Origin of the sequence: Nocardioides sp. GXQ0305 (genome assembly GCF_050880345.1) — a bacterium.
Classification (GTDB): Bacteria; Actinomycetota; Actinomycetes; order Propionibacteriales; family Nocardioidaceae; genus Nocardioides.
Genome location: NZ_JBNYXG010000010.1, coordinates 20,144 through 46,041, shown reverse-complemented (window position 1 = coordinate 46,041; position 25,898 = coordinate 20,144). Strand labels below are relative to the sequence as shown.

The window sequence follows — 25,898 nt, the reverse complement described above, 5'->3', positions numbered from 1 at the left end:
GGCCGGTGGGCACGTCGTACACCGACGACGCCATCGTGGCGGGGGTTCGCGCGGGGGACGAGGTCGTCTTCGCCCGGTTGCTCGAGGAGTGGTCACGACCGATGCTGCTGCTCGCGCGCAGCCACGTCTCCACCGACGCCTCGGCCGAGGAGGTCGTCCAGGACACCTGGCTGGCGGTCATCCGCGGGATCGACGCCTTCGAGGGGCGCTCCTCGCTGCGCACCTGGGTCTACCGGATCCTGGTCAACACCGCCAAGAGGCGAGGGACGCGCGAGAGCCGGACCGTCCCCTGGAGCAGCGTGTCGGCCGGCGACCACTCCGGTCCGACCCTGGACCCGTCGCTGTTCCGCGACGCCGACGACCCCTACCCGGGGCACTGGCGGTCCTTCCCCCGCCCGTGGCGCGGCTCGGACGACGACCCGGCCCTGGCGGGCGAGGTCCGAGGCCGGCTCCGCGCGGCCCTGGACGCCCTGCCCGACCGGCAGCGGGTCGTGATCACCATGCGCGACGTGCTCGGACACACCTCCGACGAGGTGTGCGAGCTGCTCTCCATCTCCGCCGGCAACCAGCGGGTGCTGCTGCACCGGGCCCGGGCCGCCGTGCGTGCCGACCTCGCGACCTACCTGGAGCAGGACGGCGCGCCGGGCGTGGGAGGGGCGGCGTAGATGCCGGAGCTCACCTGCCAGGAGCTCGTCGAGCTGGTCACCGACTACCTCGACGGGGCGCTCGACCCCGACACGGCGCGACGCTTCGAGGAGCACGTCGCCGAGTGTCCGGGCTGCCAGACCTACGTGGAGCAGCTGGAGGAGACCGCCTCCCGGCTGGGCACGATCCCCGCCGAGAGCCTCTCCGAGGAGATGCAGGCCTTCCTGCGCTCCGCCTTCCGCGACCTCCGCCGCTGACGTCCCGACGTAGACGTACCTACGCAGCGGCACCCGACCCGAGGAGGGTCCCCGAATGCCTGACGTCGAGTTCACCAACCTGCTCGCGGTCGCCGTGATCGCGCTGATCGCGCCCCTGACGCTCGGCCTCGCTCCCGCGGCACGACTGCCCGCGGTGGTGCTGGAGATCGTCGCCGGGGTCGTGGTCGGTCCGCAGGTGCTGGGCTGGGTCGAGGTGGACCTCCCGGTCTCGATCGTGGCGCTCCTCGGGCTCGCCTTCCTGCTGTTCCTGGCCGGGCTGGAGATCGACGTGCACCGGCTCCGGGGGCAGGTGCTCCGGTTGTCGCTGCTCGGGTACGTCGTGACGCTGGCCCTCGGGGTCGCCGTCGGCCTCGGTCTGGGCGCCGCGGGCTGGGTGGACGGCCCGCTGCTCGTCGCGGTGGCGCTGTCCGCGACGTCCCTGGGTCTCGTCGTACCGGTGCTCAAGGACGCCGGCCAGGTGGACACGACGCTCGGCCAGGCCACCATCGCCTCCGCCTCGGTCGCCGACTTCGCGGCGATCCTCCTGCTGTCGCTGCTGTTCTCGACGACCGAGGCCGGCACGGGCAGCCGGCTGGTGCTCCTCGGCGGGTTCGCAGCGCTGGTCGTCACGACCGCGGTCGTCATCTCGCTGGTCGCGCGCTCCCGACGCCTGGACATGACGCTCACCCGGCTCCAGGACACCACCGCCCAGATCCGGGTCCGGGCGGCCATCGCGCTGCTCATCGCGTTCGTGGCGCTCGCCGAGCGGTTCGGGCTCGAGAGCATCCTCGGCGCGTTCATGGCCGGCGCCGTGGTGGGCCTGCTCGACCGGGACTCCAGCACCCACCCGCACTTCCGGGTCAAGCTCGAGGCGATCGGGTACGGCTTCCTGATCCCGGTCTTCTTCGTCACCAGCGGGCTGCGGCTCGACGTCGGGGCGCTGCTCGACGACCCGTCGTCCCTGGCGCGGGTCCCCGTGTTCGCGATCGCGCTGCTCGTGGTCCGTGGCGTTCCGGCCCTCCTGCTGGGACGGCTGGTCGACCGCCGCTCGGTCGTCGTGGCCGGGCTCCTGCAGGCGACGTCGCTGCCGTTCATCGTCACCGCCACCCAGATCGGGGTCCTCACCGGGCTGATGAGCCCGGTCACGGCGGCCGCCCTGGTCTGCGCCGGGCTGCTGTCGGTGATCGTGTTCCCGCTCGCGGCGCTGGCCCTGCTGCGGCCGGCCCCACGGTCCGGCGTGCGGGCTGCGTGAGCCGCCGGCCGGTCAGTGACCGTCGGGCTGGTCAGGGGCGATGGGCCACTCCTCGAAGGACGCGCAGCGCCCCTCCGCGTCGAAGGTCAGCACCCACAGGTCGCGCCACCGGCTCCCGTCGCCGTAGTCGACCTCGGCCCGGACCACGGCCGTGGCGCCGTCGACGGCCACGACCCGGCTGGTCATCGTGAACTCCTCGTCCGGCCCGTCGCGCTCGGCCTCCCAGAGGTCGGCGACGGCCTGCAACCCGTGCACCGCGCGGGCCCAGGGCGAGACGAGGTAGACCACCTCCGGCGCGAAGATCTCCGCCAGCATCTCGGTGCCCGGCGCCCGCCACAGGGCCTCGTACGCCGCCACCCAGTCCTCGACCGCCTGCTGGTCCATGCCGGACATGGTGCCACCACAGGACGATCGTCAGTCGAGGTCGCGCCGGGTAGTCGGTTCGGGCGAGTTCCCGGTGACGCAGAAGCGGGAACCGGTCGGGTCCTGGAGGACGTGCCACGCGCGTCCGGGCCCCACGTCGGTGGCGCCCAACCGGAGCAGTCGGGCGATCTCGGCATCGACGTCGTCCGACCCGTGGTCGAGGTGCATCCGGACGGGTCCGTCCCGCTCGTCGAGCCGTTGGAAGAGCAGCTGCAGCGGGGATCCTTCGTCGTCGTGCCACTTGCCGGCGAACTCGGGGGCGTCCGACCCCACCCACCGCCGCCGAGCAGGTCGCGCCGGAACGCCACCTCGTGGTCGTGGTGGACGTACGGCGTGCCCTGCGGCGGGACGAAGCTGCGCAGCTCGGGAGAGCCTTCCCACGGCTCGCCCGCCCGCCACCCGAAGGAACGACTCCAGAAGTCCGCCGCACTCGCCCGGCTGCCTGGCGGGACGTCGATGACAGCGTGGAGCCACGTCATCCCGACAGACTCGGGACCCGGCACCGCAACGCTGCACCGTCGTCTCACCGGACCTTTTAATCTTGACCTGTTCAGGAAAAGGTGGCACGTTGTTCGGGTGCCCACCAGCGACGAGCTCGAGCAGCTGCTGCGCGGAGCGAGCCTGCGGGTGACCCGGCCCCGGCTCGCCGTCCTGGAGGCGGTGCACGACCACCCGCACGCCGACACCGACACCCTCATCGGCGCCTCGCGCGCCCGGATGGGGGAGGTGTCGCACCAGGCCGTCTACGACGTGCTGCGGGTCCTCACCACCGCCGGCCTCGTCCGCCGGATCCAGCCCTCCGGCTCGGTGGCCCGCTACGAGTCGCGCGTGGGCGACAACCACCACCACGTGGTGTGCCGCTCCTGCGGTGCCATCGCCGACGTCGACTGCGCCGTCGGCGAGGCGCCGTGCCTGACCGCTGACGTTGACCACGGCTTCACCATCGACGAGGCCGAGGTCGTCTACTGGGGGACCTGCCCCGCCTGTTCACCACACGTTGACCGAGATCGCGACACGGAAGGACTCCGATGACCGAGAGCAAGGACCAGGGCGGCTGCCCGGTCGCCCACGACGGCGTGACCGCGCAGGGGAGTGAGAGCGAGAACCCGGCGATCGACGCACCGACCCCGTCGACGCCGCGGCCGCGCACCAACAAGGACTGGTGGCCCAACCAGCTCGACCTCTCGGTGCTGCACCCCCACCACCCGGCGACCAACCCGCTGGGCACCGGCTTCAGCTACCGCGAGGAGTTCGCGAAGCTCGACGTCGAGGCCCTCAAGCGCGACCTCGTCGAGGTGCTGACCACCCCGCAGGACTGGTGGCCGGCCGACTTCGGCCACTACGGCGGCCTGATGATCCGGATGAGCTGGCACGCCGCCGGCACCTACCGCGTGCACGACGGCCGGGGTGGCGCCGGCGACGGTGGCCAGCGCTTCGCGCCCCTCAACAGCTGGCCCGACAACGCCAACCTCGACAAGGCCCGGCGGCTGCTGTGGCCGGTGAAGCAGAAGTACGGGCAGCAGGTCTCGTGGGCCGACCTGCTCGTGCTGGCCGGCAACGTGGCGCTGGAGTCGATGGGGTTCCAGACCTTCGGCTTCGCCTTCGGCCGCGAGGACGTCTGGGAGCCGGAGGAGGTCATCTGGGGCCTGGAGCAGGACTGGCTGGGCGAGGACCGCTACGTCGGTGAGGGCGAGATGTCCGCCGGCGTCGGCGCGACCGAGATGGGCCTGATCTACGTCAACCCGGAGGGTCCGGCCGGCAACCCCGACCCGCTCAAGGCCGCCGCCTTCATCCGCGAGACCTTCAAGCGGATGGCGATGAACGACGAGGAGACCGTCGCGCTCATCGCCGGCGGCCACACCTTCGGCAAGACCCACGGCGCCGCCGACGCAGACGCGCACGTCGGGCCCGAGCCCGAGGCCGCCCCGATCGAGGCGCAGGGCCTCGGGTGGCTCAACGACTACGGCAGCGGCCGCGGCGGCGACACCATCACCTCCGGCCTGGAGGTCACCTGGACCGACCGACCCACCGAGTGGAGCAACCGCTTCTTCGAGATCCTGTTCGGCCACGAGTGGGAGCTGACCGAGAGCCCCGCCGGGGCCAAGCAGTGGGTCGCCAAGGACGCCGAGGAGATCATCCCCGACGCCTTCGACTCCACCCGCAAGCACCGGCCGACGATGCTGACGACCGACCTGTCGCTGAGGTTCGACCCGACGTACGAGGCGATCTCGCGCCGGTTCCTCGAGAACCCCGACGAGTTCGCGCTGGCCTTCGCGAAGGCCTGGTACAAGCTGCTGCACCGCGACATGGGTCCGGTCGGGCCGCTGCTGCTGGGGCCCTGGGTGCCCGAGGCACAGCTGTGGCAGGACCCGGTCCCGGCGGTCGACCACGAGCTGGTCGACGAGCAGGACGTCGCCTCCCTGAAGGCGACCCTGCTCGACTCCGGCCTGTCGGTCGCCCAGCTGGTGGCGACCGCGTGGGCCTCGGCGTCCTCCTTCCGGCGGACCGACAAGCGCGGCGGAGCCAACGGCGCGCGCCTCCGCCTCGAGCCGCAGCGCAGCTGGGAGGTCAACGGACCCGAGCAGCTCGACGCGACGCTCCGGGTCCTCGAGCAGGTGCAGCAGGACTTCAACGGCTCCCAGTCCGGCGGCAAGCGGGTGTCGCTCGCCGACCTGATCGTCCTCGGCGGCTGCGCGGCCGTGGAGAAGGCGGCGAAGGACGCCGGGGTCGAGGTGACCGTGCCGTTCACCCCGGGCCGCACCGACGCCTCCCAGGAGGACACCGACGTGGAGTCGGTCGGATACCTCGAGCCGCGGGCCGACGGCTTCCGCAACTACCTGCGGCCCGGCGAGAAGCTCCGGCCCGAGGAGCTGCTCGTGGACAAGGCGTACCTGCTCGGCCTGTCCGCGCCCGAGATGACGGTGCTGGTCGGTGGTCTGCGAGCGCTGGGCGCGGGGGTCACGCAGCACGGCGTGCTGACCGACCGCCCCGGCACGCTGACCAACGACTTCTTCGTCAACCTGCTGTCCCCGGGGACGCAGTGGCGCGCGTCGCAGGACGAGGAGAACGTCTACGAGATCCGCGACCTCACCAGTGGTGAGGTCCGGGGGGCCGCGACCGCGGTCGACCTGGTCTTCGGCTCCAACTCGCAGCTGCGTGCGCTGTCCGAGGTCTACGCGAGCGACGACGCCGGCGAGAAGTTCGTCCGCGACTTCGTGGCCGCCTGGACCAAGGTCATGGACGCCGACCGGTTCGACCTGGCCTGAGCACGGCGCGTGGGGCGGCCGCACCCGGAAGGGGCGGCCGCCCTCGTGCGCCCGGCGTCAGCCGACTCCCGGCACGATCCGGATGTCCCGGACCGCACCGTCGTCCAGCGCCGCCAGTGCCTTCTGGTAGAGCGGGCTCTCGTAGCAGGCGCGCGCGGCACCGACCGAGGAGAACTCGATGATGACCGTCCGCGTCTCCCGACCCTGCTCGAAGACCGCCTCGGGCACTCCCCGGGCGAGGAACCGGCCACCGGCCTCGGCGATCGCGGGCGTGGCCAGCTCGGCGTAGGCCGCCACCTTGGCGGGGTCGCGGACCTCGAGGAAGACGTTGATCCAGTAGGCGCTCATGCGGCTCATCCTGCCCGGACCCCCGAGCAGGCCCGGACGTGGCCGGGGAACCACGACTCCGACCAGGCGCACGGTCGTCTCCGCGATTCCCCGTTCCACGCAGTGTGATCGTCGGGTCGCGCCGTCGCCTCACCCCGACGGGTGACGGGTCAGCGGGTCATGAAGCCGAGCGACTCGGCGGGGCTGAACCGGGGGAACACGGTGGCCGGGCTGACCTCGAAGCGGGACGAGACGACGTCCCAGAGCACCGACCGGTAGTCGGTCGTGACCGTGAGGTCGGAGTCGACCTGGTTGGTCAGGTCGGGCCAGGTGCCGTAGTAGCGGCCGCCGGCGACCCCGGCGCCGAGCACGAACATCACGTTGCCGTAGCCGTGGTCGAGGCCGTAGTTGGCGTTCTCCTTGACGCGGCGGCCGAACTCGCTGAGCACGACCACGGTCACCTTGTCGGTGAGCGGACCGAGGTCGGTCATGAAGGCCGCCAGGTTGGTCGCCAGCGCGCCCGTCTGACGGACCATGCGACCCCACTCCAGGGTGCCGAGGTCGGTGTGGTGGTCCCAGTCGCCGTGGTCGACGGTGAGCACGTGGGTCCCGACGTCGCCCCGGATCACCCGCGCGGCCGCGCGCAGCGCCCGCCCCAGGTCGTTGTCGGCGTACGTCGCGCCGTTGGCCGGCTGAGGGGAGGTGCGCCGGACCGGCTCGAAGTCCTCGTCGGCGGCGAACACCGACCGCATCGCGCCCGCCATCGGGCTCGCGGAGGAGTCCCACAACGTGTGCAGCGAGCTCATCCGGGGCGCGACGTTGTCGCCCTCGGCGCCGGCCACGCGGACGTCGTCGACCGACCCGCCCGTCAGGAACGGCGCCGGCCCCACGAGTGACCCCGGCGGAGCGCCGGCCCCGACCCCGAACGCCTGCAGCGGCGAGTCGATCAGGTCGGCGCCCACCAGCCGGTTCAGCCAGCCGACGCGGGCGTCGGACCCGGGGTCGGCGTCCTCGACCTCCTCCATGGCCGAGAAGTGGGACCGGTTCGGGGCCGGGAGCCCGGTGGCGTGGATCGCCGCCATCTTCTGCCCCTCCCACCACGGGAGCAGAGGCGCCAGCTGCGGGTGCAGCCCGAAGAAGCCGTCGCGGGCGAGCAGCCGCTCCGCGGGCACCGCGATCCGCGGCCGGGCGGCGTAGTAGACCGGGTCGCCGTGGGGGACCACCAGCGACATCCCGTCGGCGGCGCCGCGCAGCGAGACCACCACCAGGACGGAGGGCGCCGGGGCCGCGGCGCGCGCGGCCGACGTGGTGAGGACGGCGGACCCGAACACGGTCGTGGTGCCGAGCAGGGCGGCCGCGCCGGAGAACAGTCCCCGCCGGGAGACGGCGGCGTACTCGGGGCAGCAGGCTTCTGGGTTCACGGGCGTCACCGGGCGTAGAAGGCGGGGGAGTCGAGGACGGTGGACAGGAGCCGGTTCATCTTCCAGGCCACGATCGGGTGGTCGCGGGTGACGACCTCGCGTGGCCCGGTGCCGGTCGCCTCGCAGCACGCCCGGAGGAGGGCGGACGTCGAGTGCCGGTGGAGCAGCACCTGCGACAGGTGGTCGACGAGCTTGTCGAACCGCAGCGGGTAGCGGGGGACCCAGCCGGCGTCGTTGCGGTAGCGGACGTCCTGGCTGGGCCACCAGCCACCGCACAGCGACCAGTGCACCCGCATCGAGGCGAGCAGCCGCGCCGGCGAGGACCACGCGCGGGAGGTCTGCGGCTGACCGTCGGGTCGCGGCCAGGCCATCGGGAGCGTGCCCAGCGAGCCGGTCTGCCAGAGGAGCGCGTTGGCGGCGCTCTGGTCGGCCCGGGGGCGGAGCACCTGCACGCCGAGCAGCCGGCAGGCCGCCACGACGTCCTCCCCGGGGTCGCGCACCTTCTGGCCCTCGCTCGCGAGGAGCTCTGAGGAGCGGGCCAGGACGCGGAGCACCGGCTTGATGGCGGTGTCGTGGTCGAGGTAGGTCCGCGCCAGCCGGTCGACCAGGGACTGCGGCGGGTCGTCGGAGACGAACTTCACCGCGAGCTTGCGGGCGATCCGGGCGGCGGTGAGCGGGTGGTGGGCCAGGTAGCGCAGCAAGGAGTACGTCGCCGCCCGCCCGTCGGAGGAGGCGTTGTCGTGGGTCCACCCGAGCACGCGCACCGGGCCGGTGGCGTGCCACTCCGGTGCGTAGCCGTAGTCCCAGGTGCGCCAGCGGTCGACCTTCCAGCCGGTGAGGACCCGGGCGACGTTCTTGACGTCGTCCTCGGTGTGGTTGCCGCGGCCGACGGTGTGCAGCTCGAGCAGCTCGCGCGCGAGGTTCTCGTTCGGGGCCGACCTGGTCGAGACCGCCTGGTCGAGGAAGAGCAGCATCGCGGGCTCGGTGGTCGTCGCCCGGAGCAGGTCGTCGAAGCGGCCCAGGGCATGGGCGCGAACGGTGTCGCCGTACCTCTTGCGGTAGACGAACTGGGAGTCGCCGGTCGCGGGCACGTGCAGGTGGTGCTCCCAGAACTCGGTCATCACCTCGTGGACCTGACGACGGGTGACCATCCGGCGCTGGAGCAGCCACCGCTGGTAGTTCTGCATCAGCTGCCAGCCGAACTCGACCTCGCGGACCTGGCGGTCCCACGACTCCGCGCCCTCGAAGCGCAGACCCGGCCACCACGCCTCGATCTTGTCGGCCGCGGTGTCGTCGATCCGGCCCGGTGAGAGCTGCCACTCGAACCACGCCCGGGCGCCACCGCGCTGGCGCACCTGGCGGGCCAGCGCCGGCGTGAGGCCGTAGGAGAAGCGGCCGACCAGCAGCCGGCCGGCGGGTGGCAGCAGCCGCGCACCGGCGTACCGCGCGGGCCGGTAGCGGGCGGCGGCGTCCGCGGGGGCTGCCGGTGCCGCCGCGACCACCGCGGCCGCACCGGCAGCCCCCAGGACGGATCGCCGGGCCGGCACGGAGCCGTCGGGGGGCGCGACCGTCATGGAGTTCTCCCTGGTGCCACGGCCAACGGGGGGCCTGCCGTGATGGGTACGACGCTAGGCCGTCACCCGGCCCGCGTGGAGCAGCATGCCCCACAACCACCCGGAGTGACTACCGAAATGACCCGAGCGGAGGGCCCTCGCTAGAGTGTGGGTGTCCGGCCACCGACCTGCGAAGGACCACTGCCGCTCCATGGACGGCCCTCAAAGTCGCCACTCCACCGTTTCAGCTGAGACCGCACTCGTGACCGGGTGGTGGACACGATGACCGAGTGGCTCCTGCTCGGCGCCTCGCTCCTCCTCGTGCTCGCCTGCGGCATGTTCGTCGCGGCCGAGTTCGCCTTCGTCACCGTCGACCGCAGCCAGGTCGACCGGCAGGCCGCCGACGGCGACGCGGGCGCGGCCGGGGTGCAGACCGCGATCCGGGCGCTGTCGACCCAGCTCTCCGGGGCCCAGGTCGGCATCACGGTCACCAACCTGGCCATCGGCTTCCTCGCCGAGCCCGCGATCGCGCAGCTCCTCCACGGGCCGCTCGAGGCCGCCGGGATCCCCGAGTCCGGGGTGCGACCGCTCTCCTTCGCGGTGGCGCTGCTGCTGAGCACGTTCCTGACCATGGTCTTCGGCGAGCTGGTCCCCAAGAACCTGGCGATCGCCCGGCCGATGGCCACCGCCCGTGCCACCCAGGCCTTCCAGCGCGGCTTCACCGCCGCCAACAAGGTGCCGATCCGGCTGCTCAACGGGTCGGCCAACGCCATCGTCCGCCGGCTCGGCGTCGAGCCGCAGGAGGAGCTGCGCTCCGCCCGGAGCTCCACCGAGCTCGCCTCGCTGGTGCAACGCTCGGCGGACCAGGGGACCCTCGACCACGAGACCGCAGAGCTGATGGAGCGGTCGGTCGAGTTCGGCACCCGCACCGCGGGCGAGATCATGACGCCGCGCGTGCGGACCACGAGCCTGGAGGCCGGCGACCGGGCCGCCGCCGTCATCGAGCTCGCCCGCGAGACCGGCCACTCGCGGTTCCCCGTCCTCGATGCGGAGGACACCGTCGTCGGCACGGTCCACGTCAAGCACGCCGTGGCGCTGCCGGTGCCGGAGCGCAGCACCACCCGGGTCAAGCACATCATGGCCAAGCCGATCGTGGTGCCCGACACGATGCGGCTCGACCCGCTGCTGGCGCTGCTCCGCCAGGACGGCTTCCAGATGGCGGTCGTCCTCGACGAGTACGGCGGGCACGCCGGCATCGTCACCCTCGAGGACGTGATCGAGGAGATCGTCGGCGACATCGCCGACGAGCACGACCGGCTCGGCGCGCAGGCGCGGCAGCGCAGCGACGGCAGCTGGTTGCTGTCCGGGCTGCTGCGGCCCGACGAGGTGGAGGACGTCACCGGGATCGAGCTGCCCGAGGACGAGGCCTACGACACCATCGCGGGCCTGGTCGTGCAGACCCTCGGCCGGATCCCGGAGTCCGGCGACGTGGCCGAGGTCGCCGTCCCCGACCGGTCCGACGCCGAGGAGCTGCGCGAGCAGCTGGCCACGCTGACCGTCGTGCACATGGACGGGCTCCGGGTCGACCGACTGGTGCTGCGGCTCCTCGACCGGCCCGACGAGCCGGGGGACGACGATGAGTGACACCACCGCCATCGTCGTGGCGATCGTGCTGCTGGCCGGCAACGCGTTCTTCGTCGGCGCAGAGTTCGCCCTCATCTCGGCCCGACGGAGCCAGATCGAGCCGCGCGCCCAGCAGGGCTCCCGGATGGCGCGGACGACCCTCCACGCCATGGAGAACGTGTCCCTGGTGATGGCCGGCGCCCAGCTCGGCATCACCGTCTGCTCCCTCGGCCTGGGCGCCGTCGGCGAGCCCGCGGTCGCCCACCAGCTGGAACCGCTGTTCCACTGGCTCGGCGTGCCGGACGCGCTGCTCCACCCGGTCGCGTTCGCCGTCGCGCTGTCGATCGTGGTCTACCTCCACGTCGTGCTGGGCGAGATGGTGCCCAAGAACATCGCGATCGCCGGTCCCGAGCAGGCAGCGCTGGTGATGGGCCCGCCAATGATGGGGATCGTCACGCTGCTGCGCCCGATCATCGTCCTGCTCAACGCGGTCGCCAACGCCACGCTCCGGCTGCTGCGGGTCGAGCCGAGGGACGAGGTCAGCTCGGCGTACACCCGCGAGGAGGTGGCGGCCCTCGTCGAGGAGTCGCGCGGCGAGGGCCTGCTCCGCGACGAGGAGTACGACCGGCTCGCGGGCGCCCTCGGCTTCACCGAGAAGACCGTGGCGACGGTGCTCATGCCCGCCGACGAGCTGGCGACGGTCCGCCGCGGCTCGACGGTGGCCGACGTGGAGGCGCTGTGCGCCGCGACCGGCTACAGCCGGTTCCCGGTCCGCTCCGAGCAGGACGAGCTGCTCGGCTACCTCCACATCAAGGACGTGCTGGAGACCGACGAGGCCCTCCGTGACCGGGTGGTCGACGACAAGTGGATCCGGCCCTTCGCCCCCGTCCAGGTCACCGACCTGCTCCACGACGCGCTCGAGCGGCTCCAGCACCGCGGCGCCCACATGGCGCGGGTCGTCGAGACCGACGGGTCGGTGCTCGGCATCGCGACGCTCGAGGACGTGATCGAGGAGCTCGTCGGTGAGATCCGCGACGCCGCACACCACGACGAGCCCGCATAGGCGCCCCGCCTGACCCGATCCGCCCACCCGCGCGGATAGGGTGACACCGCACCGGAAAACCCGAGGAAATGCAGGCATCGACGTTGGCGGACGACCAGACCCGTACCGACCGCGTGTGGACGCTGCCCAACCTGCTCAGCATGCTCCGGCTGGCGGGCGTCCCGGTGTTCCTGTGGCTGGTCCTCGGCCCCGAGGCGGACTGGTGGGCGCTGGCGCTGCTGATGGTGTCGGGGTTCACCGACTGGCTCGACGGCTACCTCGCACGCCGGCTCAACCAGTTCTCCCGCTTCGGGCAGGTGCTCGACCCGGTCGCCGACCGGCTCTACATCCTCGCCGTGGTCATCGGCCTCGGCCTGCGCGACATCGTGCCGTGGTGGGTCGTGCTGATCCTGCCGCTGCGCGACGCGCTGCTCTGGCTGCTCGTGCCGTTCCTGCGCACCCGCGGTTACAGCGCCCTCCCGGTGCACTTCCTCGGCAAGGCCGCCACCTTCAACCTGCTCTACGCGTTCCCGCTGCTGCTGCTCGGTGACGGGGAGGGCACGCTCGCGACGCTCGCCGACGTGTTCGGGTGGGCGTTCGCCGTGTGGGGGATCGGCCTCTACTGGTGGGCCGGCATCCTGTACGCCTGGCAGGTCCACCGGCTGCTCCAGACCACGCCCCGGCGCAGGGTGGCCCCCGGTGGCTGAGCCGTACGACGGGCCAGACCGTCCAGCCGGGTCGGGGGCGCTGCCGCCCCACGTGACCACGCCGCTGCTCACGCTCGTCACCGAGCAGGCGGTCGAGGAGGAGTACCGGCAGGTCGCCGAGCGGCGCGCGACGGGCGGTGCACCTCCGGATCAGCCGCGCAGCCGGATGGCCGGGATCGCCGCGCTCGCGGCGTTCGGGATCCTGGTCAGCATCGCCGCGGTCCAGACCTCGCGCAACGAGGCGGTCGAGGACGCCGGCCGCGCCACCCTGATCGCCCGGATCGAGCAGGAGCGCTCCACGCTCCGGAGCCGGCAGGACCGGGTCGCCGACCTGACCCGGGAGAACCAGGCACTCAGCGAGGAGGTCGACGCGCGGACCGCGAGCCGCCAGGAGGCCGAGGCCGAGGTGCGGCGGCTCCAGGCCACGACCGGCTTCCTGGCCGTCACGGGCGAGGGTGTCCGGATCACCGTCGAGGGCAACCCGGTGGGCGACCCCTCCCAGCAGGTGCGCGACTCCGACCTCGCGCTCCTGGTCGACGGCCTGTTCGAGGCGGGAGCCGAGGCGATCGCGATCAACGACCAGCGGCTGAACAACCTCGGATCGATCCGCAACACCGGCGCCGCGATCCACGTGAACACCCGTCCGTTGACCGCGCCGTACGTCGTGCGCGCGATCGGCAACCGCGACACCCTGCAGGCCGACCTGCTCGAGACGACCCACGGATCCGACTTCTTCGCGCTGGCCGGCCAGCTCGGCTTCGTGGTGGACAGGCAGAATGTCGACCAGATGTCGCTGCCGGGCGCCCGGCAGCGGCAGCTGCGCTGGGTCCGGCAGGCGGGCCCGGGCGAGGGGACCCCCGGCATCGAGGAGGGATCAGGATGATCGCGGTCCTGGGACTGCTCGTCGGGATCATGCTCGGGCTGTTCTTCCAGCCCGACGTGCCGCTCGGCGTCGAGCCCTACCTGCCCATCGCCGTGGTCGCGGCCCTCGACGCCGTCTTCGGCGGGCTGCGCGCCTACCTCGACGGCATCTTCGACGACAAGGTCTTCGTCGTCTCGTTCCTGAGCAACGTCGTCATCGCCGCCGCGATCGTCTTCCTCGGCGACCAGCTCGGCGTGGGCGGTCAGCTCCAGACAGGCGTGATCGTCGTCCTCGGCATCCGCATCTTCTCCAACGTCGCCGCGATCCGGCGTCACCTGTTCCATGCCTGACCCCACCCCGCCGCCCGACGCCGCCGACGCCCCGAGCGGTCGGAAGCGGCTGCTCGACGCGCTGCGCCGGCCGTCCCGACGGCAGGCGGTCGTCGGCGTCCTGCTGGCGGTCTTCGGCTTCGCGTTCGTCACCCAGGTGACCTCCTTCGGGGTCACCGACACCTACTCGGGCTACCGGCAGCAGGCCCTCATCGACGTGCTCGACGGACTGGCCGGCACCACCCGCCGGACCGAGGCCGAGATCGCCCGGCTCGAGGAGACCCGCGAGGACCTGCGCAACAACACCAGCGCCGAGGAGGCCGCCCTCGAGGAGGCCCGGCGCGAGACCGAGGACCTCCAGATCCTCGCCGGCGTCGTGCCGGTGACCGGACCCGGCATCCGGGTCACCATCACCGAGGAGTCCGGCCAGGTCGACATCGACTCGCTCCTCGACACGGTCCAGGAGATGCGGACCGCGTTCGCCGAGGCGATGCAGTTCAACGGGCGGGTCCGGGTCGTCGCCCAGACGTCCTTCGAGGACGCCACCGGCGGGGTCTACGTCGACGGGACGCTGCTGGAGCCGCCGTACGTCCTGGACGTCATCGGCGACCCCCACACCCTCCACGGCGGCCTCACCTTCCCGGAGGGGCCGATCGACCAGCTGAATGCCGACGGGGCCGAGGTGGAGGTCGAGGAGCTCGACTCGCTCGACATCGAGTCGACGGTCGAGCCGGAGCGGCTCGAGTTCGCCCAGCCCGAGGCCCCGTGACCCGAGCGCCCGCGGCTCCGCCTGCGCGGTAGCCTGCCGCAGACGCGACCCGACACCGACCGAGGAGACGCCGTGTACCCCGACGACCTGTCCTACACCGCCGAGCACGAGTGGGTCCGCACGCCGGGGGAGGCCGAGGGGTCGGTGCGCATCGGCATCACCCACTACGCCCAGGACGCACTGGGCGACATCGTCTACGTCTCCCTGCCCGAGGTCGGGGAGACCGTGACCGTCGGCCAGACCTGCGGCGAGCTGGAGTCGACCAAGTCGGTGAGCGACGTCTACGCCCCGGTGAGCGGGGAGGTCGTCGCCCGCAACGACGGCCTCGACGCCACCCCGGAGCTCGTCAACAGCGACCCCTACGGCGCGGGCTGGCTGTTCGAGGTGGCCCCGTCCGACGCCTCGGCGACCGACGGCCTGATGGACGCCGCCACCTACCAGGCCAGCCTCGACTCCTGAACGTTCCCGACCCGCTGGCGGAGCGGGTCCCGGGTGATAGGTTCGGACCAACCGTGAACCTCAACCCTCAGGTGAGGGTTGAGCACCCCCGAACGGACTGGGATCGAGGAGGACGACGTCGATGCCGTTCTGCACCGCGTGCGGCCGGGAGAACCCGGACGAGGCCCGCTTCTGCTCCCAGTGCGGGACCAGGCTGGTGGGCGCCCCGACCGCCGGGGAGCCGTCGGAGGAGTCCACGGCGACCATCAACATCGGCATGTCGCGTGAGAAGACCGACACCTCCGACCGCGCGCTGAGCCCCGTCGACGCGGCCGCCGTCGACGCCCTTCCGCCGGGGCACGCCCTGCTGGTCGTCCAGCGCGGCCCGGGGGCCGGCAGCCGGTTCCTCCTCGACGCCGACCAGGTCAACGCCGGCCGGCACCCCGACAGCGAGATCTTCCTCGACGACGTGACCGTCTCGCGGCGTCACGCCGAGTTCCACCGCGCCGGCGAGAGCTTCACGGTCGCCGACACGGGAAGCCTCAACGGCACCTACGTCAACCGCGACCGGATCGACCGGGTGCTGCTCAACGACGGCGACGAGGTGCAGATCGGCAAGTACCGCCTCGTCTTCTTCGCAGGGCACTCGTTGGGGCACACGGAAAGCTGATGTCGGAGTCCGCTGCGTCGGCGGCGTCCTCGGGGCGATCGACCCGCATGAACATCGGCCAGGTCCTCGACCGGTTGCGGCCCGACTTCCCGGGCGTCACCATCCCGAAGATCCGGTTCCTCGAGGCGGAGGGGTTGATCAAGCCGGAGCGCACCCCCTCGGGCTACCGCAAGTTCACCGGCGACGACGTCGAGCGGCTCCGCTACATCCTGACCATGCAGCGCGACCACTACCTGCCGCTGCGGGTGATCGGTGAGCACCTCGACGCCATCGACCGCGGCCTGGAGCCGCCGCCGGTCGAGTCGGTCGTGCCGACGGTGCCCCGCGTGGCGCTCTCCTCCGACGGGCTGCCGAGCCCCGAGTCGTTCACGCGTCACGACCACCTGCGGCTCTCCCGCCAGGAGCTGCTCAAGATCGCCGACGTCGACGAGCCGCTGCTCGAGGAGCTCGAGCAGTACGGGCTGATTCGCCGGCGGCCCGGGACCCGGCACTACGACACCGACGCGCTGGTCATCGCGCAGACGGCCCGCGAGCTCGCGGCGTACGGCTTCGAGCCGCGCCACCTGCGCGCGTTCAAGACCGCCGCCGACCGCGAGGTCGGGCTGGTCGAGCAGGTCGTCGCCCCCCACAAGCGCGGCCGCGACGCTGCTGCGTCGGCACGCGCCGAGGAGACGGTGAGCGAGATCGCCGCCCTGTCGGTCCGGCTGCACGCCACCCTGGTCAAGACCGGGCTGCGTTCACCCTGACGCGCGGTCCGTCCGGCGGGGTGGTCCGGTCACGGTCGCGGAGTAGGGTGCTGGTGTGCGCGAAGTCGACGTGATGGGTGTCCGGGTCGAGATGCCCAGCAACCAGCCGATCGTGCTGCTGCGCGAGGTGTCGGGGGAGCGCTACCTGCCGATCTGGATCGGCGCGGTCGAGGCCACCGCCATCGCCTTCGCCCAGCAGGGCGTCGTCCCGCCGCGGCCCCTCACCCACGACCTGCTCAAGGACGTCCTGGCGGCCACCGGCAACGAGCTCACCGAGGTCCGGATCACCGAGGTCAAGGACGGCGTCTTCTTCGCCACCCTGGTCTTCGGCTCGGGCGCCGAGGTGAGCGCCCGCCCCTCCGACTCGATCGCGCTGGCGCTGCGCACCGGCACCCGGATCGTGTGCAGCGAGGAGGTCCTCGACCTCGCCGGCCTGGCGGTGCCCGCCGAGCAGGAGGACGAGGTCGAGCGGTTCCGCGAGTTCCTCGACCAGGTCTCTCCGGACGACTTCGAGAGCCGCTAGACACTCACCCTCAACCTGAGGTTGAGGGTTGCGACACGCCGCTGTCCTCGTTGACCGGCCGGGGGAGCGGGCCTACCGTGAACTGTCTCTGTTGTAACTCCACCGTTGTTCCTCCCCGTTCGTGAGGCTCGCGGTCCGGTCTTCCCCGGGGGTTACGCACAACGGAGTAGCACAGGAGGACCACGTGGCCCGCAACGAGTTCGAGCAGGGAGAGCCCGCCGGCGCGTCCGACGACGCGGCGCTGGAGGCCGAGGAGCAGGGGCTGCTCTTCACCGACGACGTCTCGCCCCTGCCCAGCGACACCGGCTACCGCGGCCCCACCGCCTGCAACGCCGCCGGCATCACCTACCGGCAGCTCGACTACTGGGCCCGGACCGGCCTGGTCGAGCCCACCGTGCGTGGCGCCAGCGGCTCCGGCACCCAGCGGCTCTACTCCTTCCGCGACATCCTGATCCTCAAGGTGATCAAGCGGCTGCTCGACGCCGGCATCTCGCTGCAGCAGATCCGCACCGCCGTCCAGCACCTCCGCGAGCGCGGCACCGACGACCTGACCCGCGTCACCCTGATGAGCGACGGCATCTCGGTCTACGAGTGCACCAGCAACGACGAGGTCATCGACCTGCTCCAGGGCGGCCAGGGGGTCTTCGGCATCGCGATCGGGGGCGTCTGGCGCGAGATCGAGGGCACCCTCGCCGAGCTGCCCAGTGAGCGCACCGCCGCCGAGACCGCCGAGCCCGCCGCCGGTGACGAGCTGGCGGCCCGCCGCGCGGCCCGCAAGATCGGCTGACCGGGGCCGCTGGGGTAGATTGGGGATCGCTGACGATCCCGCGCGGGAGAGTCTCCGCCGGACGGTCGTGACCGCCCGGGTGGAGCGCCGAAGGGGCAAATCCTCCCCGGAACCTCTCAGGCGCCCGGACTGCGCGGGGACAGGCGACTCTGGAGCCCCGCACCCACTGGGGCGACAGAGGGGGAGGCGACCCGATCGACCCCGATCCGAGGAGCCAGACCCGTGGCGGACCACCCCAGCCTGACCGACCTCGACGCCGCACTTCCCTTCGTCGAACGACACATCGGGCTGAGTCCCGCCGACGAGCAGCACATGCTCGGCGCGCTCGGGTTCGGCTCGCTCGAGGAGCTGATGACGGCGGCGGTGCCGCAGGCGATCGCCTCCACCCGGCCGCTCGACCTGCCGCCCGGCACCGACGAGGACACCGTCGCCCGCGAGCTGCGCGCGATGGCCGCCCGGAACCGGCCGGCGGAGTCGATGATCGGCCTGGGCTACCACCCGTCGGTGACGCCGGGCGTGATCCGACGCCGGGTGCTGGAGAGCCCCGCCTGGTACACCGCGTACACGCCGTACCAGCCGGAGATCTCGCAGGGCCGGCTCGAGGCGCTGCTGAACTTCCAGACCGTGATCGGCGACCTGACCGGCCTTCCCACCGCGAACGCCTCGCTGCTCGACGAGGGCACCGCGGCCGCCGAGGCGATGACCCTCGTACGCCGCGGGAACCGCAAGGCGTCCGGACCGTTCGTGGTCGACGCCGACGCCCTGCCGCAGACCGTCGACGTGGTCCGGACCCGTGCCGACGCCATGGGCATCGAGGTCGTCGTCGCCGACCTCGACGACGGACTTCCGGACGGGCCGCTGTCCGGGGTGCTGGTGCAGTACCCCGGGGCCTCCGGCCGGGTGCGCGACCCGCGGTCGGTCATCGACGCAGCCCACGAGCGGGGTGCCCTGGCGGTCTTCGCCGCCGACCTCCTCTCGCTCGCGCTGCTCGAGGCTCCGGGCGAGCTCGGCGCCGACGTCGTGGTCGGGTCCTCCCAGCGGTTCGGCGTCCCGCTCTGGTACGGCGGCCCCCACGCCGGCTTCATGGCCGTCGCGGCGGGCCTGGAGCGCCACCTGCCGGGCCGGTTGGTGGGAGTCTCCGTCGACGCCGAGGGGCGTCCGGCCTACCGGCTCGCTCTCCAGACGCGCGAGCAGCACATCCGGCGCGACAAGGCGACCTCGAACATCTGCACCGCCCAGGTCCTGCTCGCCGTGGTCGCGTCGATGTACGCCGTCTACCACGGACCCGAGGGGCTGCGGTCGATCGCGACCCGGGTCCACCGCTACGCCGCGGTGCTGGCCCGGGCGCTCGCCGAGGGCGGGGTCGAGGTCGAGCACGAGGAGTTCTTCGACACCGTCGTGGCGCGGGTCCCCGGTCGTGCCGCCCAGGTGGTGGCCGCCGCGCGTGAGCGCGACCTGCACCTGCGGCTCGTGGACGACGACCGGGTCGGCCTCACCACCTCCGAGATCACCTCCGCCTCGACCGTCGAGCGCGTGCTCGCGGCGTTCGGGGTGACCGCCGACGTCGCGGCCGTCGACCAGGCCACCGGCGACGCCCTACCCGAGGCGCTGCGACGCCGGACGTCGTACCTCACCCACGAGGTGTTCTCCAGCCACCACAGCGAGACCGCGATGCTGCGCTACCTGCGACGGCTGTCCGACCGCGACTACGCCCTCGACCGGGGCATGATCCCGCTCGGCTCGTGCACCATGAAGCTCAACGCGACCACCGAGATGGAGCCGGTCTCGCTGCCCGGCTTCGCCGAGCTGCACCCGTTCGCGCCGGCGGAGGACGCCGCGGGCTACCGGGAGCTCGTCGACCAGCTCGAGGGCTGGCTGGCGGAGGTGACCGGCTACGACCGGGTGTCCATCCAGCCGAACGCCGGGTCCCAGGGCGAGCTCGCGGGCCTGCTGGCGATCCGGGCCTTCCACCGCGACCGGGGGCAGGGCGAGCGCGACGTGTGCCTGATCCCGTCCTCGGCCCACGGCACCAACGCGGCGTCGGCGGTGATGGCGGGCATGCGGGTGGTCGTCGTGAAGGCCGGCGACGACGGTTCGGTCGACCTCGACGACCTGCGGATGCAGTGCGAGGAGCACGCCGACGACCTCGCCGCGATCATGGTGACCTACCCGTCGACGCACGGCGCCTACGAGGACACCATCACCGAGCTGTGCGAGATCGTGCACGAGCACGGCGGCCAGGTGTACGTCGACGGCGCCAACCTCAACGCGCTGCTGGGCCACGCCCGTCCGGGCGAGTTCGGGGGCGACGTGTCCCACCTCAACCTGCACAAGACCTTCTGCATCCCGCACGGCGGCGGCGGGCCGGGCGTCGGCCCGGTCGCGGTGCGCGAGCACCTCGCGCCGTACCTCCCCTCGCACCCCATGCACCCCGAGGAGGCCAAGCGCGAGGGCATCGGCGCGATCAGTGCGGCTCCCTACGGCTCGGCCGGCGTGCTCCCCATCTCCTGGGCCTACGTCCGGTTGATGGGCGCCGCCGGCCTCACCCGCGCGACCGGTGCGGCCGTGCTCTCCGCCAACTACGTCGCCCACCGCCTCGAGGAGCACTTCCCGGTGCTCTACCGCGGCCACGGCGGCCTGGTCGCCCACGAGTGCATCGTCGACGTCCGCGGCCTCACCCGCGACACGGGGGTCAGCGTCGACGACGTGGCCAAGCGGCTCGTCGACTACGGCTTCCACGCCCCGACCATGTCGTTCCCGGTCGCCGGAACCCTGATGGTCGAGCCCACCGAGTCCGAGGACCTCGCCGAGCTGGACCGGTTCTGCGACGCCATGATCACGATCCGCGCCGAGATCGAACGGGTCCGGTCGGGGGAGTGGACCGCCGAGGACTCCCCGCTGCGCCGGGCGCCCCACACGACGCGCGCCCTGGTCGGCGACTGGGACCGCGGCTACTCACGCGAGCTGGGGGCCTTCCCGAGCGGGCTCGACCCCGACAAGTACTGGCCGCCGGTCGCCCGTATCGACCAGGCCTACGGCGACCGCAACCTGGTCTGCGCCTGCCCTCCGCCCGAGGCGTTCAGCGAGGACTGAGAATGACGGAGCGCCGGCAGGTCTGCCTCGACGTCGCGCAGGCCCAGGGCCGGCTGACGTCGGTGGTCGGTGCCGTCTTCGACCGGTACGGCGTGGTGTGGGCGGGCGCCTCGGGCACCGGACCCGGGGTAGCCGCGCAGTACCGCATCGGCTCGATCACCAAGACGCTCACCGCGGTGCTGGTGATGCAGGCGCGCGACGCCGGCCTGCTGCGGCTCGACGACCGCGTGGGGCAGCACCTCGGTGCGGTGGGCTACGCCGAGGCGACGCTGCGCGAGCTGCTGAGCCACACCTCGGGGATGCAGAGCGAACCGGTCGGACCCTGGTGGGAGCGCAGCCGTGGGGGCGACTTCGACGCACTGGCCTGGGCCAACGACGGCCGCGGGCGGGTGGCGGGCCCGGGGGAGTTCTACCACTACTCCAACCTCGGCTACGCGCTGCTGGGCGAGGTGCTGGCCCGGGTGACGGGGCGGCCGTGGCGCACGCTGGTCCACGACGTGATCCTGGCGCCGCTCGGCATGACCCGGACGTCGTACCTGCCGCGCCCCACGGCGCAGCCCGGGTGGAGCGTCGACCACTTCACCGGGATCCGCACCCAGGAGCCGTTGACCAGCACCGGCGCGATGGCTCCCGCCGGACAGCTGTGGTCGACCATCGACGACCTGGTGCTGTGGGGCCAGTTCCTCGCCGGGAGCCGGCCGGACCTGCTGGACCCCTCGACCCTCCACGAGATGACGGTGCCGGTCACCGAGGGCTACGGGCTCGGCCTCCGGCTCACCGCGAACGCCGGGGGGATCCTGGTCGGCCACGGCGGCTCGATGCCGGGCTTCCTGGCCGCGTTGTTCGTCGACCCCGGGTCCGGCATCGGCGCCACGGTGCTCACCAACGCCACCACCGGCATCGACCCGGAGCGGCTGGCGATGGACCTGATCGACGGCGACTTCATCGACGAGGTCCCCGAGCCGTGGCTGCCGACCGTGGTCGTGCCCCCGGAGGTCGCGGGGCTGCCGGGCCTGTGGTTCTGGGGCAACACGGCGATCGAGATGCGCTGGCACAACGGCGGGCTCGACCTCCGTGGCCTGGCCACCCCCGGCCGCGACCCCGACCGGTTCACGCTGCGCGAGGGGCAGCTGGTCGGCGTCTCCGGCTACCACCGCGGCGAGACGATGCACGTCCACCGCCGCGCCGACGGCGGCATCGGCCACCTCGAGTGCGCGACGTTCGTCTACACCCGCACCCCCTACGACCCGGACGCCCCGATCCCGGGCGGCCACCCGGGCCCCGGGATCACCCGACCATGACCGAGGCCGGTGCCGCGTCGCCGCCCCTGCTGTCGCCCGACGTCGCCGCCGGCGCCGTCGTCCACCAGCGGCTGTCGCTGCAGGTGGCCGAGCTGCACCACCGGGAGCACCAGGTCCGGCTCGGCGACACCCAGGAGGGCGTGCACCGGGCCCGGATCGCCAGCCGGAGGCTGCGTTCGGCGCTGGCCACCTTCGGGTCGCTGCTGGACACGGAGGTCGCCGCGTCGCTGCGCGGTGAGCTGCGGTGGCTGAGCCGGGTGCTGGGCGACGCCCGTGATCCGCAGGTGTCGTGGGAGCGGCTCGGCGAGCTGCTCGAGGCCGAGCCTGCTGACGAGGTGTCCGGGCCCGTCCAGCAACGGCTCGACACGACGTACGCCGCCCGGATCGCCGCCGGCGAGGCGCAGCTGGCGCATGCGCTGGCGTCGGACCGCCACCTCGCCCTGCTGGGGCGGCTCGACGGGCTGGTCGCCGATCCACCCTGGAGCCCGCTCGCCGAGCAGCCGGCGGCCGACGTGCTGCGCGGGCTGCTCGCGCGTGACTGGCACCGCCTGGAGGGCCGGATGGTGGCCGCGGCCGACGCCGACGACGGGGCGGAGGCGCTCCACGACGCGCGCAAGGCCGCCAAGCGCCTGCGCTACGGGGCGGAGACGCTGCGCCCGGCGTGGGAGGAGGACGCCCGGCGCCTGGCGGCCGCGGCCCGCGACCTCTCCGACCACCTCGGCGAGCGACAGGACCTGGTGCTGGTGCGCACCGACCTCGCCGCGATGGCCGACGCCGCCGAGGGGGCCGGGGAACCGTCGCGGACCTGGGGTGCCCTCCTCGGCCGCGCGGACGAGCGACGGCGTCATCTCGACCTCGTGCTGGGCGACGTGTGGCGACGCACGGCGCAGCCGGAGCTGCGCGACTGGCTCCAGTGAGCTCGGTCAGCGGGCCTGCGAGACGCTGGACATGTTGAAGTCGGGGATCCGCAGCGCCGGGGTGGCGGTGCGCGAGAAGTAGTCGTCGCCCCACTCGCGGCTGAAGCTCGGCACCGTGGCGCTGGCGTGGGTGAACCGGTTGAGCAGCTCGACCGGGCTCTCGTTCCAGCGGAAGTTGTTGACCGCGCCGGTGATCTCGCCACCCTCGACCAGGTAGACGCCGTCCCGGGTGAGGCCGGTGAGCAGCAGGCTCTGCGGGTCGACCTCGCGGATGTACCAGAGACAGGTCAGCAGCAGCCCGCGCTCGGTGCCCGCGACCAGCTCGTCGATGCCGCCGGTGGCGCCGTCGACCTCCAACACCAGGTTGTCGACGTACGGCGTGACGGGCTGGCCGGTGAGCCCGGCGGAGTGCCGGGTCTGGATGAGGGAGGTGAGGACGCCGTCGCGGATCCAGTCGTTCCGCTCCAGCGGCAACCCGTTGTCGAAGACCGACTGCTCGTTGGTGGACGTCGAGGCGGTGACGAACGGCTGGCTCTCGAGGCCGGGTCGGGCCGGGTCGGAGAACAGCCCGACCCCCTCGCGGACGATCCGCTCACCGATCCGGGTGCCGCCGCCGCGCCTGCTGTAGACCGACTGCCCGTCGTCGGCGTCGCGGGCACCGGCGTACCAGTAGGCGTCGATCATCACGTCGGCCACCGCCGACGGCGGCATGATCGTGTCGTAGCGGCCGGCGGGGAGATCGACCTGCCGCTCGGCCCAGCGCAGCCGCTCGGTCAGCTCGGCCTCCATGCCGAGGGCGTCGACGTCGACGAAGTCACGGGTCGCGCCCCCGACCCAGGCGCTCCGCGTGAGGCCGCCGTCCTTGGCGGTGCACGCCCAGTGACCGGTGGGCTGCACGTGACGGAGCCGCAGGCCGGTGGTCGACCCGAGGTAGGTGGTGGTGTGCTCGTGCGACACGAAGCCGTAGAGCAGCCGGTCGCCGGCGGCGGCCCGGCCGAAGGCCTCGCCGAGCTCGGGTGCGAACCGGTCGAAGACATGGATGTCGGTCGGCACGGGGGACTCGTCCCAATCGCCGACCGCCTCTCCGGTGGCGAGGTCGGCGGCGTCCTCGGCGGGGGAGCCCGCGCGGGCGGCGGCGTCGGCCGCCTCGACCAGGGCGGTCACCTGGGCCGTCGTGGTCGCGCTGCCGCTGACCGAGCCGCTGCTCACTCCACCCGCGACCCGGGCGAAGCTGACCACGGTCACGTCGACGGCATGGCTGACGCCGTTGGTGGTGAGCGTGTTGTTCGCCCAGCGCAGGTTGGCGCCGGTCGTGTCGGTCGCGATGGCGATGCAGTCGTCGGCGACCGACGTGGCCAGCGCGTGCTCGACCAGGTCCTGGGGGGTGGTCTCGGAGCTCATCGTGCGCCTGCCTCGTCGGTGGTGTTGAGGATCCGGATCCCGCGGAACAGCGACGTCGGGCAACCGTGGCTGACGGCCGCCACCTGCCCGGGCTGGGCCTTGCCGCAGTTGAAGGCGCCGCCGAGGACCCAGGTGTCGGGGCCGCCGACGGCCTCCATCGAGCCCCAGAAGTCCGTCGTGGTCGCCTGGTAGGCGGCGTCGCGGACCTGCCCGGCCAGGCGCCCGTCCTCGATCCGGAAGAACCGCTGGCCGGTGAACTGGAAGTTGAAGCGCTGCATGTCGATCGACCACGACTTGTCGCCCACGACGTAGAGCCCGCGCTCGACCCGCCCGATCAGGTCGCTGGTCGAGAGGTCGTCGGTCGACGGCTGCAGCGAGACGTTGGCCATCCGCTGGATGGGGATGTGGCCGGGGGAGTCGGCGTACGCGCAGCCGTTGGAGCGGCCTGCGTTGAGCTCTGGCTTCATCTGCCCCATGGACCGGTCGAGCTGGTAGCCGACCAGCACGCCGTCGCGGACGATGTCCCAGCTCTGGGTCTCCACCCCCTCGTCGTCGTACCCGACGGTCGCGAGGCCGTGGTCGACCGTGCGGTCGCCGGTGACGTTCATGACGTCCGAGCCGTAGCGGAGGGTGCCCAGCTGGTCGTAGGTCGCGAACGACGTGCCGGCGTAGTTGGCCTCGTAGCCGAGCGCCCGGTCGAGCTCGGTGGCGTGGCCGATCGACTCGTGGATGGTCAGCCACAGGTTGGACGGGTGGATGACCAGGTCGTAGGTGCCGGGCTCGACGCTCGGTGCCCTGAGCTTCTCGGCCAGCAGCTCGGGCGTCTCGGCGAGCTCGGCGTCCCAGTCCCAGGCGCCGGGAGGACTGCCGGTGAGGTACTCCCAGCCACGGCCCACGGGCGGGGCGATCGACGACATCGAGTCGAAGACCCCCGTGGCCTCGTCAGTCCCCATGGCCTCGAAGACCGGCTGCAGCCGGACCCGCTGCTGGGTGGTGCGGGTGCCGGCGAGGTCGGCGTAGTACTTGTTCTCGTGGACCTGCTGCAGCGTGGCGGTCGCGTGCTCGACGGCTTCGTGGCGGCGCAGTCGCTCGGTCCAGTCGATGAGCAGGGCCGCCTTGTCGGCGGTCGGCACGGCGAACGGGTCGACGTCGTACGCCGAGACCCACGTGACGTCGTCGTGGACCGGCTCGGGGGCGAGCTCGACCGGTGTCGTGGTCATCTCGGCCGCGACCAGTGCCACCTCGACCGCCCGTTCGGCGACCGCCACCGCCTCCTCGGCCGTGAGCAGCACGCCGGCGGCGAAGCCCCAGGCCCCGCGGTGGACCACGCGTACCGCGAAACCGACGTCCTCGGCGTCGGCCGCCCCCTGGAGGATCCCGTCGCGGACCCCGAGCCGCTGGTAGCGGACCCGCTCGAACCGGAAGTCGGCGTGGCTGACGCCGAGCGCGGCGGCGCGGTCGAGGGCGGCCTCGCCGAGAGCCCGGTAGGGGAGCGCGGTGAAGGCAGGGTCGAGCACACCGGTCATGCCGAGAACCTAGCCGACCA

The 25,898-nt window shown here is 72.7% G+C and carries 26 protein-coding genes and 1 riboswitch; of the genes, 19 read left to right on the top strand and 7 right to left on the bottom strand.

Annotation, left to right across the window (positions count from 1 at the left end):
- Positions 1-5: 5 nt before the first annotated feature.
- The 3 genes from ACQ1X7_RS19365 to ACQ1X7_RS19355 are packed head-to-tail and all read left to right on the top strand — an operon-like array spanning position 6 to position 2,154.
- Entirely contained in the window at positions 6-665 is a 660-nt protein-coding gene (locus ACQ1X7_RS19365; protein WP_432479880.1) for an RNA polymerase sigma factor, read from the top strand.
- Positions 666-902 (top strand): anti-sigma factor family protein, encoded by a 237-nt coding sequence (locus tag ACQ1X7_RS19360; protein WP_432479879.1) that lies wholly within the window; start codon positions 666-668, stop codon positions 900-902.
- 55 nt (positions 903-957) lie between these two features.
- Entirely contained in the window at positions 958-2,154 is a 1,197-nt protein-coding gene (locus ACQ1X7_RS19355; protein ID WP_432479878.1) for a cation:proton antiporter, read from the top strand.
- A gap of 12 nt (positions 2,155-2,166) precedes the next feature.
- Here the strand turns inward: ACQ1X7_RS19355 and ACQ1X7_RS19350 are convergent, their stop codons facing one another.
- Together ACQ1X7_RS19350 and ACQ1X7_RS19345 are read right to left on the bottom strand one after the other, a co-directional pair.
- Positions 2,167-2,538 (bottom strand): nuclear transport factor 2 family protein, encoded by a 372-nt coding sequence (locus tag ACQ1X7_RS19350; protein WP_432479877.1) that lies wholly within the window; start codon positions 2,536-2,538, stop codon positions 2,167-2,169.
- Between the two features lie 30 nt (positions 2,539-2,568).
- Positions 2,569-2,850 carry a VOC family protein gene (locus ACQ1X7_RS19345; protein ID WP_432479876.1) on the bottom strand — a complete coding sequence of 94 codons (282 nt, stop codon included), beginning with the start codon at positions 2,848-2,850 and terminating at the stop codon, positions 2,569-2,571.
- A gap of 303 nt (positions 2,851-3,153) precedes the next feature.
- Between ACQ1X7_RS19345 and ACQ1X7_RS19340 the strand changes: the two genes are divergently transcribed.
- Together ACQ1X7_RS19340 and katG are read left to right on the top strand one after the other, a co-directional pair.
- Positions 3,154-3,609: a Fur family transcriptional regulator gene (locus tag ACQ1X7_RS19340; protein ID WP_432479875.1), complete on the top strand. Its 456-nt coding sequence runs from the start codon at positions 3,154-3,156 to the stop codon at positions 3,607-3,609.
- Positions 3,606-5,843, top strand: a complete 2,238-nt coding sequence (katG, locus tag ACQ1X7_RS19335) for a catalase/peroxidase HPI (protein ID WP_432479874.1) — start codon at positions 3,606-3,608, stop codon at positions 5,841-5,843. Before ACQ1X7_RS19340 ends, katG begins: the two co-directional genes overlap by 4 nt.
- 57 nt (positions 5,844-5,900) lie before the next feature.
- On the opposite strand, the gene ACQ1X7_RS19330 is transcribed toward katG, so the two are convergent.
- The 3 genes from ACQ1X7_RS19330 to ACQ1X7_RS19320 form a co-directional block, all read right to left on the bottom strand.
- The gene (locus tag ACQ1X7_RS19330) at positions 5,901-6,191 is read right to left on the bottom strand and encodes a DUF1330 domain-containing protein (protein ID WP_432479873.1); all 291 of its coding nucleotides are present in this window, start codon (positions 6,189-6,191) and stop codon (positions 5,901-5,903) included.
- 149 nt (positions 6,192-6,340) lie between these two features.
- Complete coding sequence (locus tag ACQ1X7_RS19325; RefSeq protein ID WP_432479872.1) at positions 6,341-7,591, bottom strand: DUF1501 domain-containing protein; 1,251 nt, start codon at positions 7,589-7,591, stop codon at positions 6,341-6,343.
- 5 nt (positions 7,592-7,596) lie between these two features.
- Positions 7,597-9,165, bottom strand: coding sequence for a DUF1800 domain-containing protein (locus ACQ1X7_RS19320; protein WP_432479871.1), 1,569 nt, complete (start codon positions 9,163-9,165; stop codon positions 7,597-7,599).
- Between the two features lie 261 nt (positions 9,166-9,426).
- Here ACQ1X7_RS19320 and ACQ1X7_RS19315 point away from each other — a divergent pair, with 261 nt between their 5' ends.
- The 14 genes from ACQ1X7_RS19315 to ACQ1X7_RS19250 all read left to right on the top strand — a co-directional run bounded on the left by ACQ1X7_RS19315 (position 9,427) and on the right by ACQ1X7_RS19250 (position 22,951).
- A complete protein-coding gene (locus ACQ1X7_RS19315; RefSeq protein ID WP_432479870.1) occupies positions 9,427-10,788 on the top strand; it encodes a hemolysin family protein in 1,362 nt (453 codons plus the stop codon).
- On the top strand, positions 10,781-11,830 hold the full coding sequence (locus ACQ1X7_RS19310; RefSeq protein ID WP_432479869.1) for a hemolysin family protein: 1,050 nt from the start codon (positions 10,781-10,783) through the stop codon (positions 11,828-11,830). Before ACQ1X7_RS19315 ends, ACQ1X7_RS19310 begins: the two co-directional genes overlap by 8 nt.
- Before the next feature lie 68 nt (positions 11,831-11,898).
- Positions 11,899-12,516: a CDP-alcohol phosphatidyltransferase family protein gene (locus ACQ1X7_RS19305; protein ID WP_432479868.1), complete on the top strand. Its 618-nt coding sequence runs from the start codon at positions 11,899-11,901 to the stop codon at positions 12,514-12,516.
- The gene (locus ACQ1X7_RS19300; RefSeq protein ID WP_432479867.1) at positions 12,509-13,399 is read left to right on the top strand and encodes a DUF881 domain-containing protein; all 891 of its coding nucleotides are present in this window, start codon (positions 12,509-12,511) and stop codon (positions 13,397-13,399) included. Before ACQ1X7_RS19305 ends, ACQ1X7_RS19300 begins: the two co-directional genes overlap by 8 nt.
- Positions 13,396-13,728, top strand: coding sequence for a small basic family protein (locus ACQ1X7_RS19295; RefSeq protein ID WP_432479866.1), 333 nt, complete (start codon positions 13,396-13,398; stop codon positions 13,726-13,728). Before ACQ1X7_RS19300 ends, ACQ1X7_RS19295 begins: the two co-directional genes overlap by 4 nt.
- The gene (locus ACQ1X7_RS19290; RefSeq protein ID WP_432479865.1) at positions 13,721-14,476 is read left to right on the top strand and encodes a DUF881 domain-containing protein; all 756 of its coding nucleotides are present in this window, start codon (positions 13,721-13,723) and stop codon (positions 14,474-14,476) included. The genes ACQ1X7_RS19295 and ACQ1X7_RS19290 overlap by 8 nt, the downstream gene beginning before the upstream one ends.
- 72 nt (positions 14,477-14,548) lie before the next feature.
- Entirely contained in the window at positions 14,549-14,935 is a 387-nt protein-coding gene (gcvH, locus tag ACQ1X7_RS19285) for a glycine cleavage system protein GcvH (protein ID WP_432479864.1), read from the top strand.
- A 121-nt stretch (positions 14,936-15,056) separates the two neighbouring features.
- A complete protein-coding gene (locus tag ACQ1X7_RS19280) occupies positions 15,057-15,584 on the top strand; it encodes an FHA domain-containing protein (RefSeq protein WP_432479863.1) in 528 nt (175 codons plus the stop codon).
- A gap of 47 nt (positions 15,585-15,631) precedes the next feature.
- Positions 15,632-16,330 carry a transcriptional regulator FtsR gene (ftsR, locus tag ACQ1X7_RS19275; protein ID WP_432479862.1) on the top strand — a complete coding sequence of 233 codons (699 nt, stop codon included), beginning with the start codon at positions 15,632-15,634 and terminating at the stop codon, positions 16,328-16,330.
- Positions 16,331-16,385: 55 nt separating this feature from the next.
- Positions 16,386-16,853 (top strand): bifunctional nuclease family protein, encoded by a 468-nt coding sequence (locus tag ACQ1X7_RS19270; protein WP_432479861.1) that lies wholly within the window; start codon positions 16,386-16,388, stop codon positions 16,851-16,853.
- A 184-nt stretch (positions 16,854-17,037) separates the two neighbouring features.
- The gene (locus ACQ1X7_RS19265) at positions 17,038-17,640 is read left to right on the top strand and encodes a MerR family transcriptional regulator (protein ID WP_432479860.1); all 603 of its coding nucleotides are present in this window, start codon (positions 17,038-17,040) and stop codon (positions 17,638-17,640) included.
- A gap of 33 nt (positions 17,641-17,673) precedes the next feature.
- A riboswitch (glycine riboswitch) is annotated at positions 17,674-17,782 on the top strand.
- A gap of 80 nt (positions 17,783-17,862) precedes the next feature.
- Positions 17,863-20,733: an aminomethyl-transferring glycine dehydrogenase gene (gcvP, locus tag ACQ1X7_RS19260; RefSeq protein WP_432479859.1), complete on the top strand. Its 2,871-nt coding sequence runs from the start codon at positions 17,863-17,865 to the stop codon at positions 20,731-20,733.
- 2 nt (positions 20,734-20,735) lie between these two features.
- The gene (locus ACQ1X7_RS19255; RefSeq protein ID WP_432479858.1) at positions 20,736-22,034 is read left to right on the top strand and encodes a serine hydrolase domain-containing protein; all 1,299 of its coding nucleotides are present in this window, start codon (positions 20,736-20,738) and stop codon (positions 22,032-22,034) included.
- The gene (locus tag ACQ1X7_RS19250) at positions 22,031-22,951 is read left to right on the top strand and encodes a CHAD domain-containing protein (protein WP_432479857.1); all 921 of its coding nucleotides are present in this window, start codon (positions 22,031-22,033) and stop codon (positions 22,949-22,951) included. Before ACQ1X7_RS19255 ends, ACQ1X7_RS19250 begins: the two co-directional genes overlap by 4 nt.
- A 6-nt stretch (positions 22,952-22,957) precedes the next feature.
- Here ACQ1X7_RS19250 and ACQ1X7_RS19245 read toward each other — a convergent pair whose 3' ends face one another.
- Positions 22,958-24,352, bottom strand: coding sequence for a metallopeptidase TldD-related protein (locus tag ACQ1X7_RS19245; RefSeq protein ID WP_432479856.1), 1,395 nt, complete (start codon positions 24,350-24,352; stop codon positions 22,958-22,960).
- Entirely contained in the window at positions 24,349-25,878 is a 1,530-nt protein-coding gene (locus ACQ1X7_RS19240; RefSeq protein ID WP_432479855.1) for a TldD/PmbA family protein, read from the bottom strand. Before ACQ1X7_RS19240 ends, ACQ1X7_RS19245 begins: the two co-directional genes overlap by 4 nt.
- Between the last annotated feature and the right edge of the window lie 20 nt (positions 25,879-25,898).

What these genes read in the sequence shown, in the direction of transcription:
- katG (WP_432479874.1), top strand. Translation starts at nt 3,606, where the DNA reads ATGACCGAGAGCAAGGACCAGGGCGGCTGCCCGGTCGCCCACGACGGC.
- ACQ1X7_RS19290 (WP_432479865.1), top strand. Translation starts at nt 13,721, where the DNA reads ATGCCTGACCCCACCCCGCCGCCCGACGCCGCCGACGCCCCGAGCGGT.
- ACQ1X7_RS19360 (WP_432479879.1), top strand. Translation starts at nt 666, where the DNA reads ATGCCGGAGCTCACCTGCCAGGAGCTCGTCGAGCTGGTCACCGACTAC.
- ACQ1X7_RS19240 (WP_432479855.1), bottom strand. Translation starts at nt 25,878, where the DNA reads ATGACCGGTGTGCTCGACCCTGCCTTCACCGCGCTCCCCTACCGGGCT.
- ACQ1X7_RS19305 (WP_432479868.1), top strand. Translation starts at nt 11,899, where the DNA reads ATGCAGGCATCGACGTTGGCGGACGACCAGACCCGTACCGACCGCGTG.
- ACQ1X7_RS19250 (WP_432479857.1), top strand. Translation starts at nt 22,031, where the DNA reads ATGACCGAGGCCGGTGCCGCGTCGCCGCCCCTGCTGTCGCCCGACGTC.
- ACQ1X7_RS19255 (WP_432479858.1), top strand. Translation starts at nt 20,736, where the DNA reads ATGACGGAGCGCCGGCAGGTCTGCCTCGACGTCGCGCAGGCCCAGGGC.
- ACQ1X7_RS19280 (WP_432479863.1), top strand. Translation starts at nt 15,057, where the DNA reads ATGCCGTTCTGCACCGCGTGCGGCCGGGAGAACCCGGACGAGGCCCGC.
- ACQ1X7_RS19320 (WP_432479871.1), bottom strand. Translation starts at nt 9,165, where the DNA reads ATGACGGTCGCGCCCCCCGACGGCTCCGTGCCGGCCCGGCGATCCGTC.
- ftsR (WP_432479862.1), top strand. Translation starts at nt 15,632, where the DNA reads ATGAACATCGGCCAGGTCCTCGACCGGTTGCGGCCCGACTTCCCGGGC.
- ACQ1X7_RS19245 (WP_432479856.1), bottom strand. Translation starts at nt 24,352, where the DNA reads ATGAGCTCCGAGACCACCCCCCAGGACCTGGTCGAGCACGCGCTGGCC.
- ACQ1X7_RS19355 (WP_432479878.1), top strand. Translation starts at nt 958, where the DNA reads ATGCCTGACGTCGAGTTCACCAACCTGCTCGCGGTCGCCGTGATCGCG.
- ACQ1X7_RS19310 (WP_432479869.1), top strand. Translation starts at nt 10,781, where the DNA reads ATGAGTGACACCACCGCCATCGTCGTGGCGATCGTGCTGCTGGCCGGC.
- ACQ1X7_RS19350 (WP_432479877.1), bottom strand. Translation starts at nt 2,538, where the DNA reads ATGGACCAGCAGGCGGTCGAGGACTGGGTGGCGGCGTACGAGGCCCTG.
- ACQ1X7_RS19315 (WP_432479870.1), top strand. Translation starts at nt 9,427, where the DNA reads ATGACCGAGTGGCTCCTGCTCGGCGCCTCGCTCCTCCTCGTGCTCGCC.
- ACQ1X7_RS19330 (WP_432479873.1), bottom strand. Translation starts at nt 6,191, where the DNA reads ATGAGCGCCTACTGGATCAACGTCTTCCTCGAGGTCCGCGACCCCGCC.
- ACQ1X7_RS19295 (WP_432479866.1), top strand. Translation starts at nt 13,396, where the DNA reads ATGATCGCGGTCCTGGGACTGCTCGTCGGGATCATGCTCGGGCTGTTC.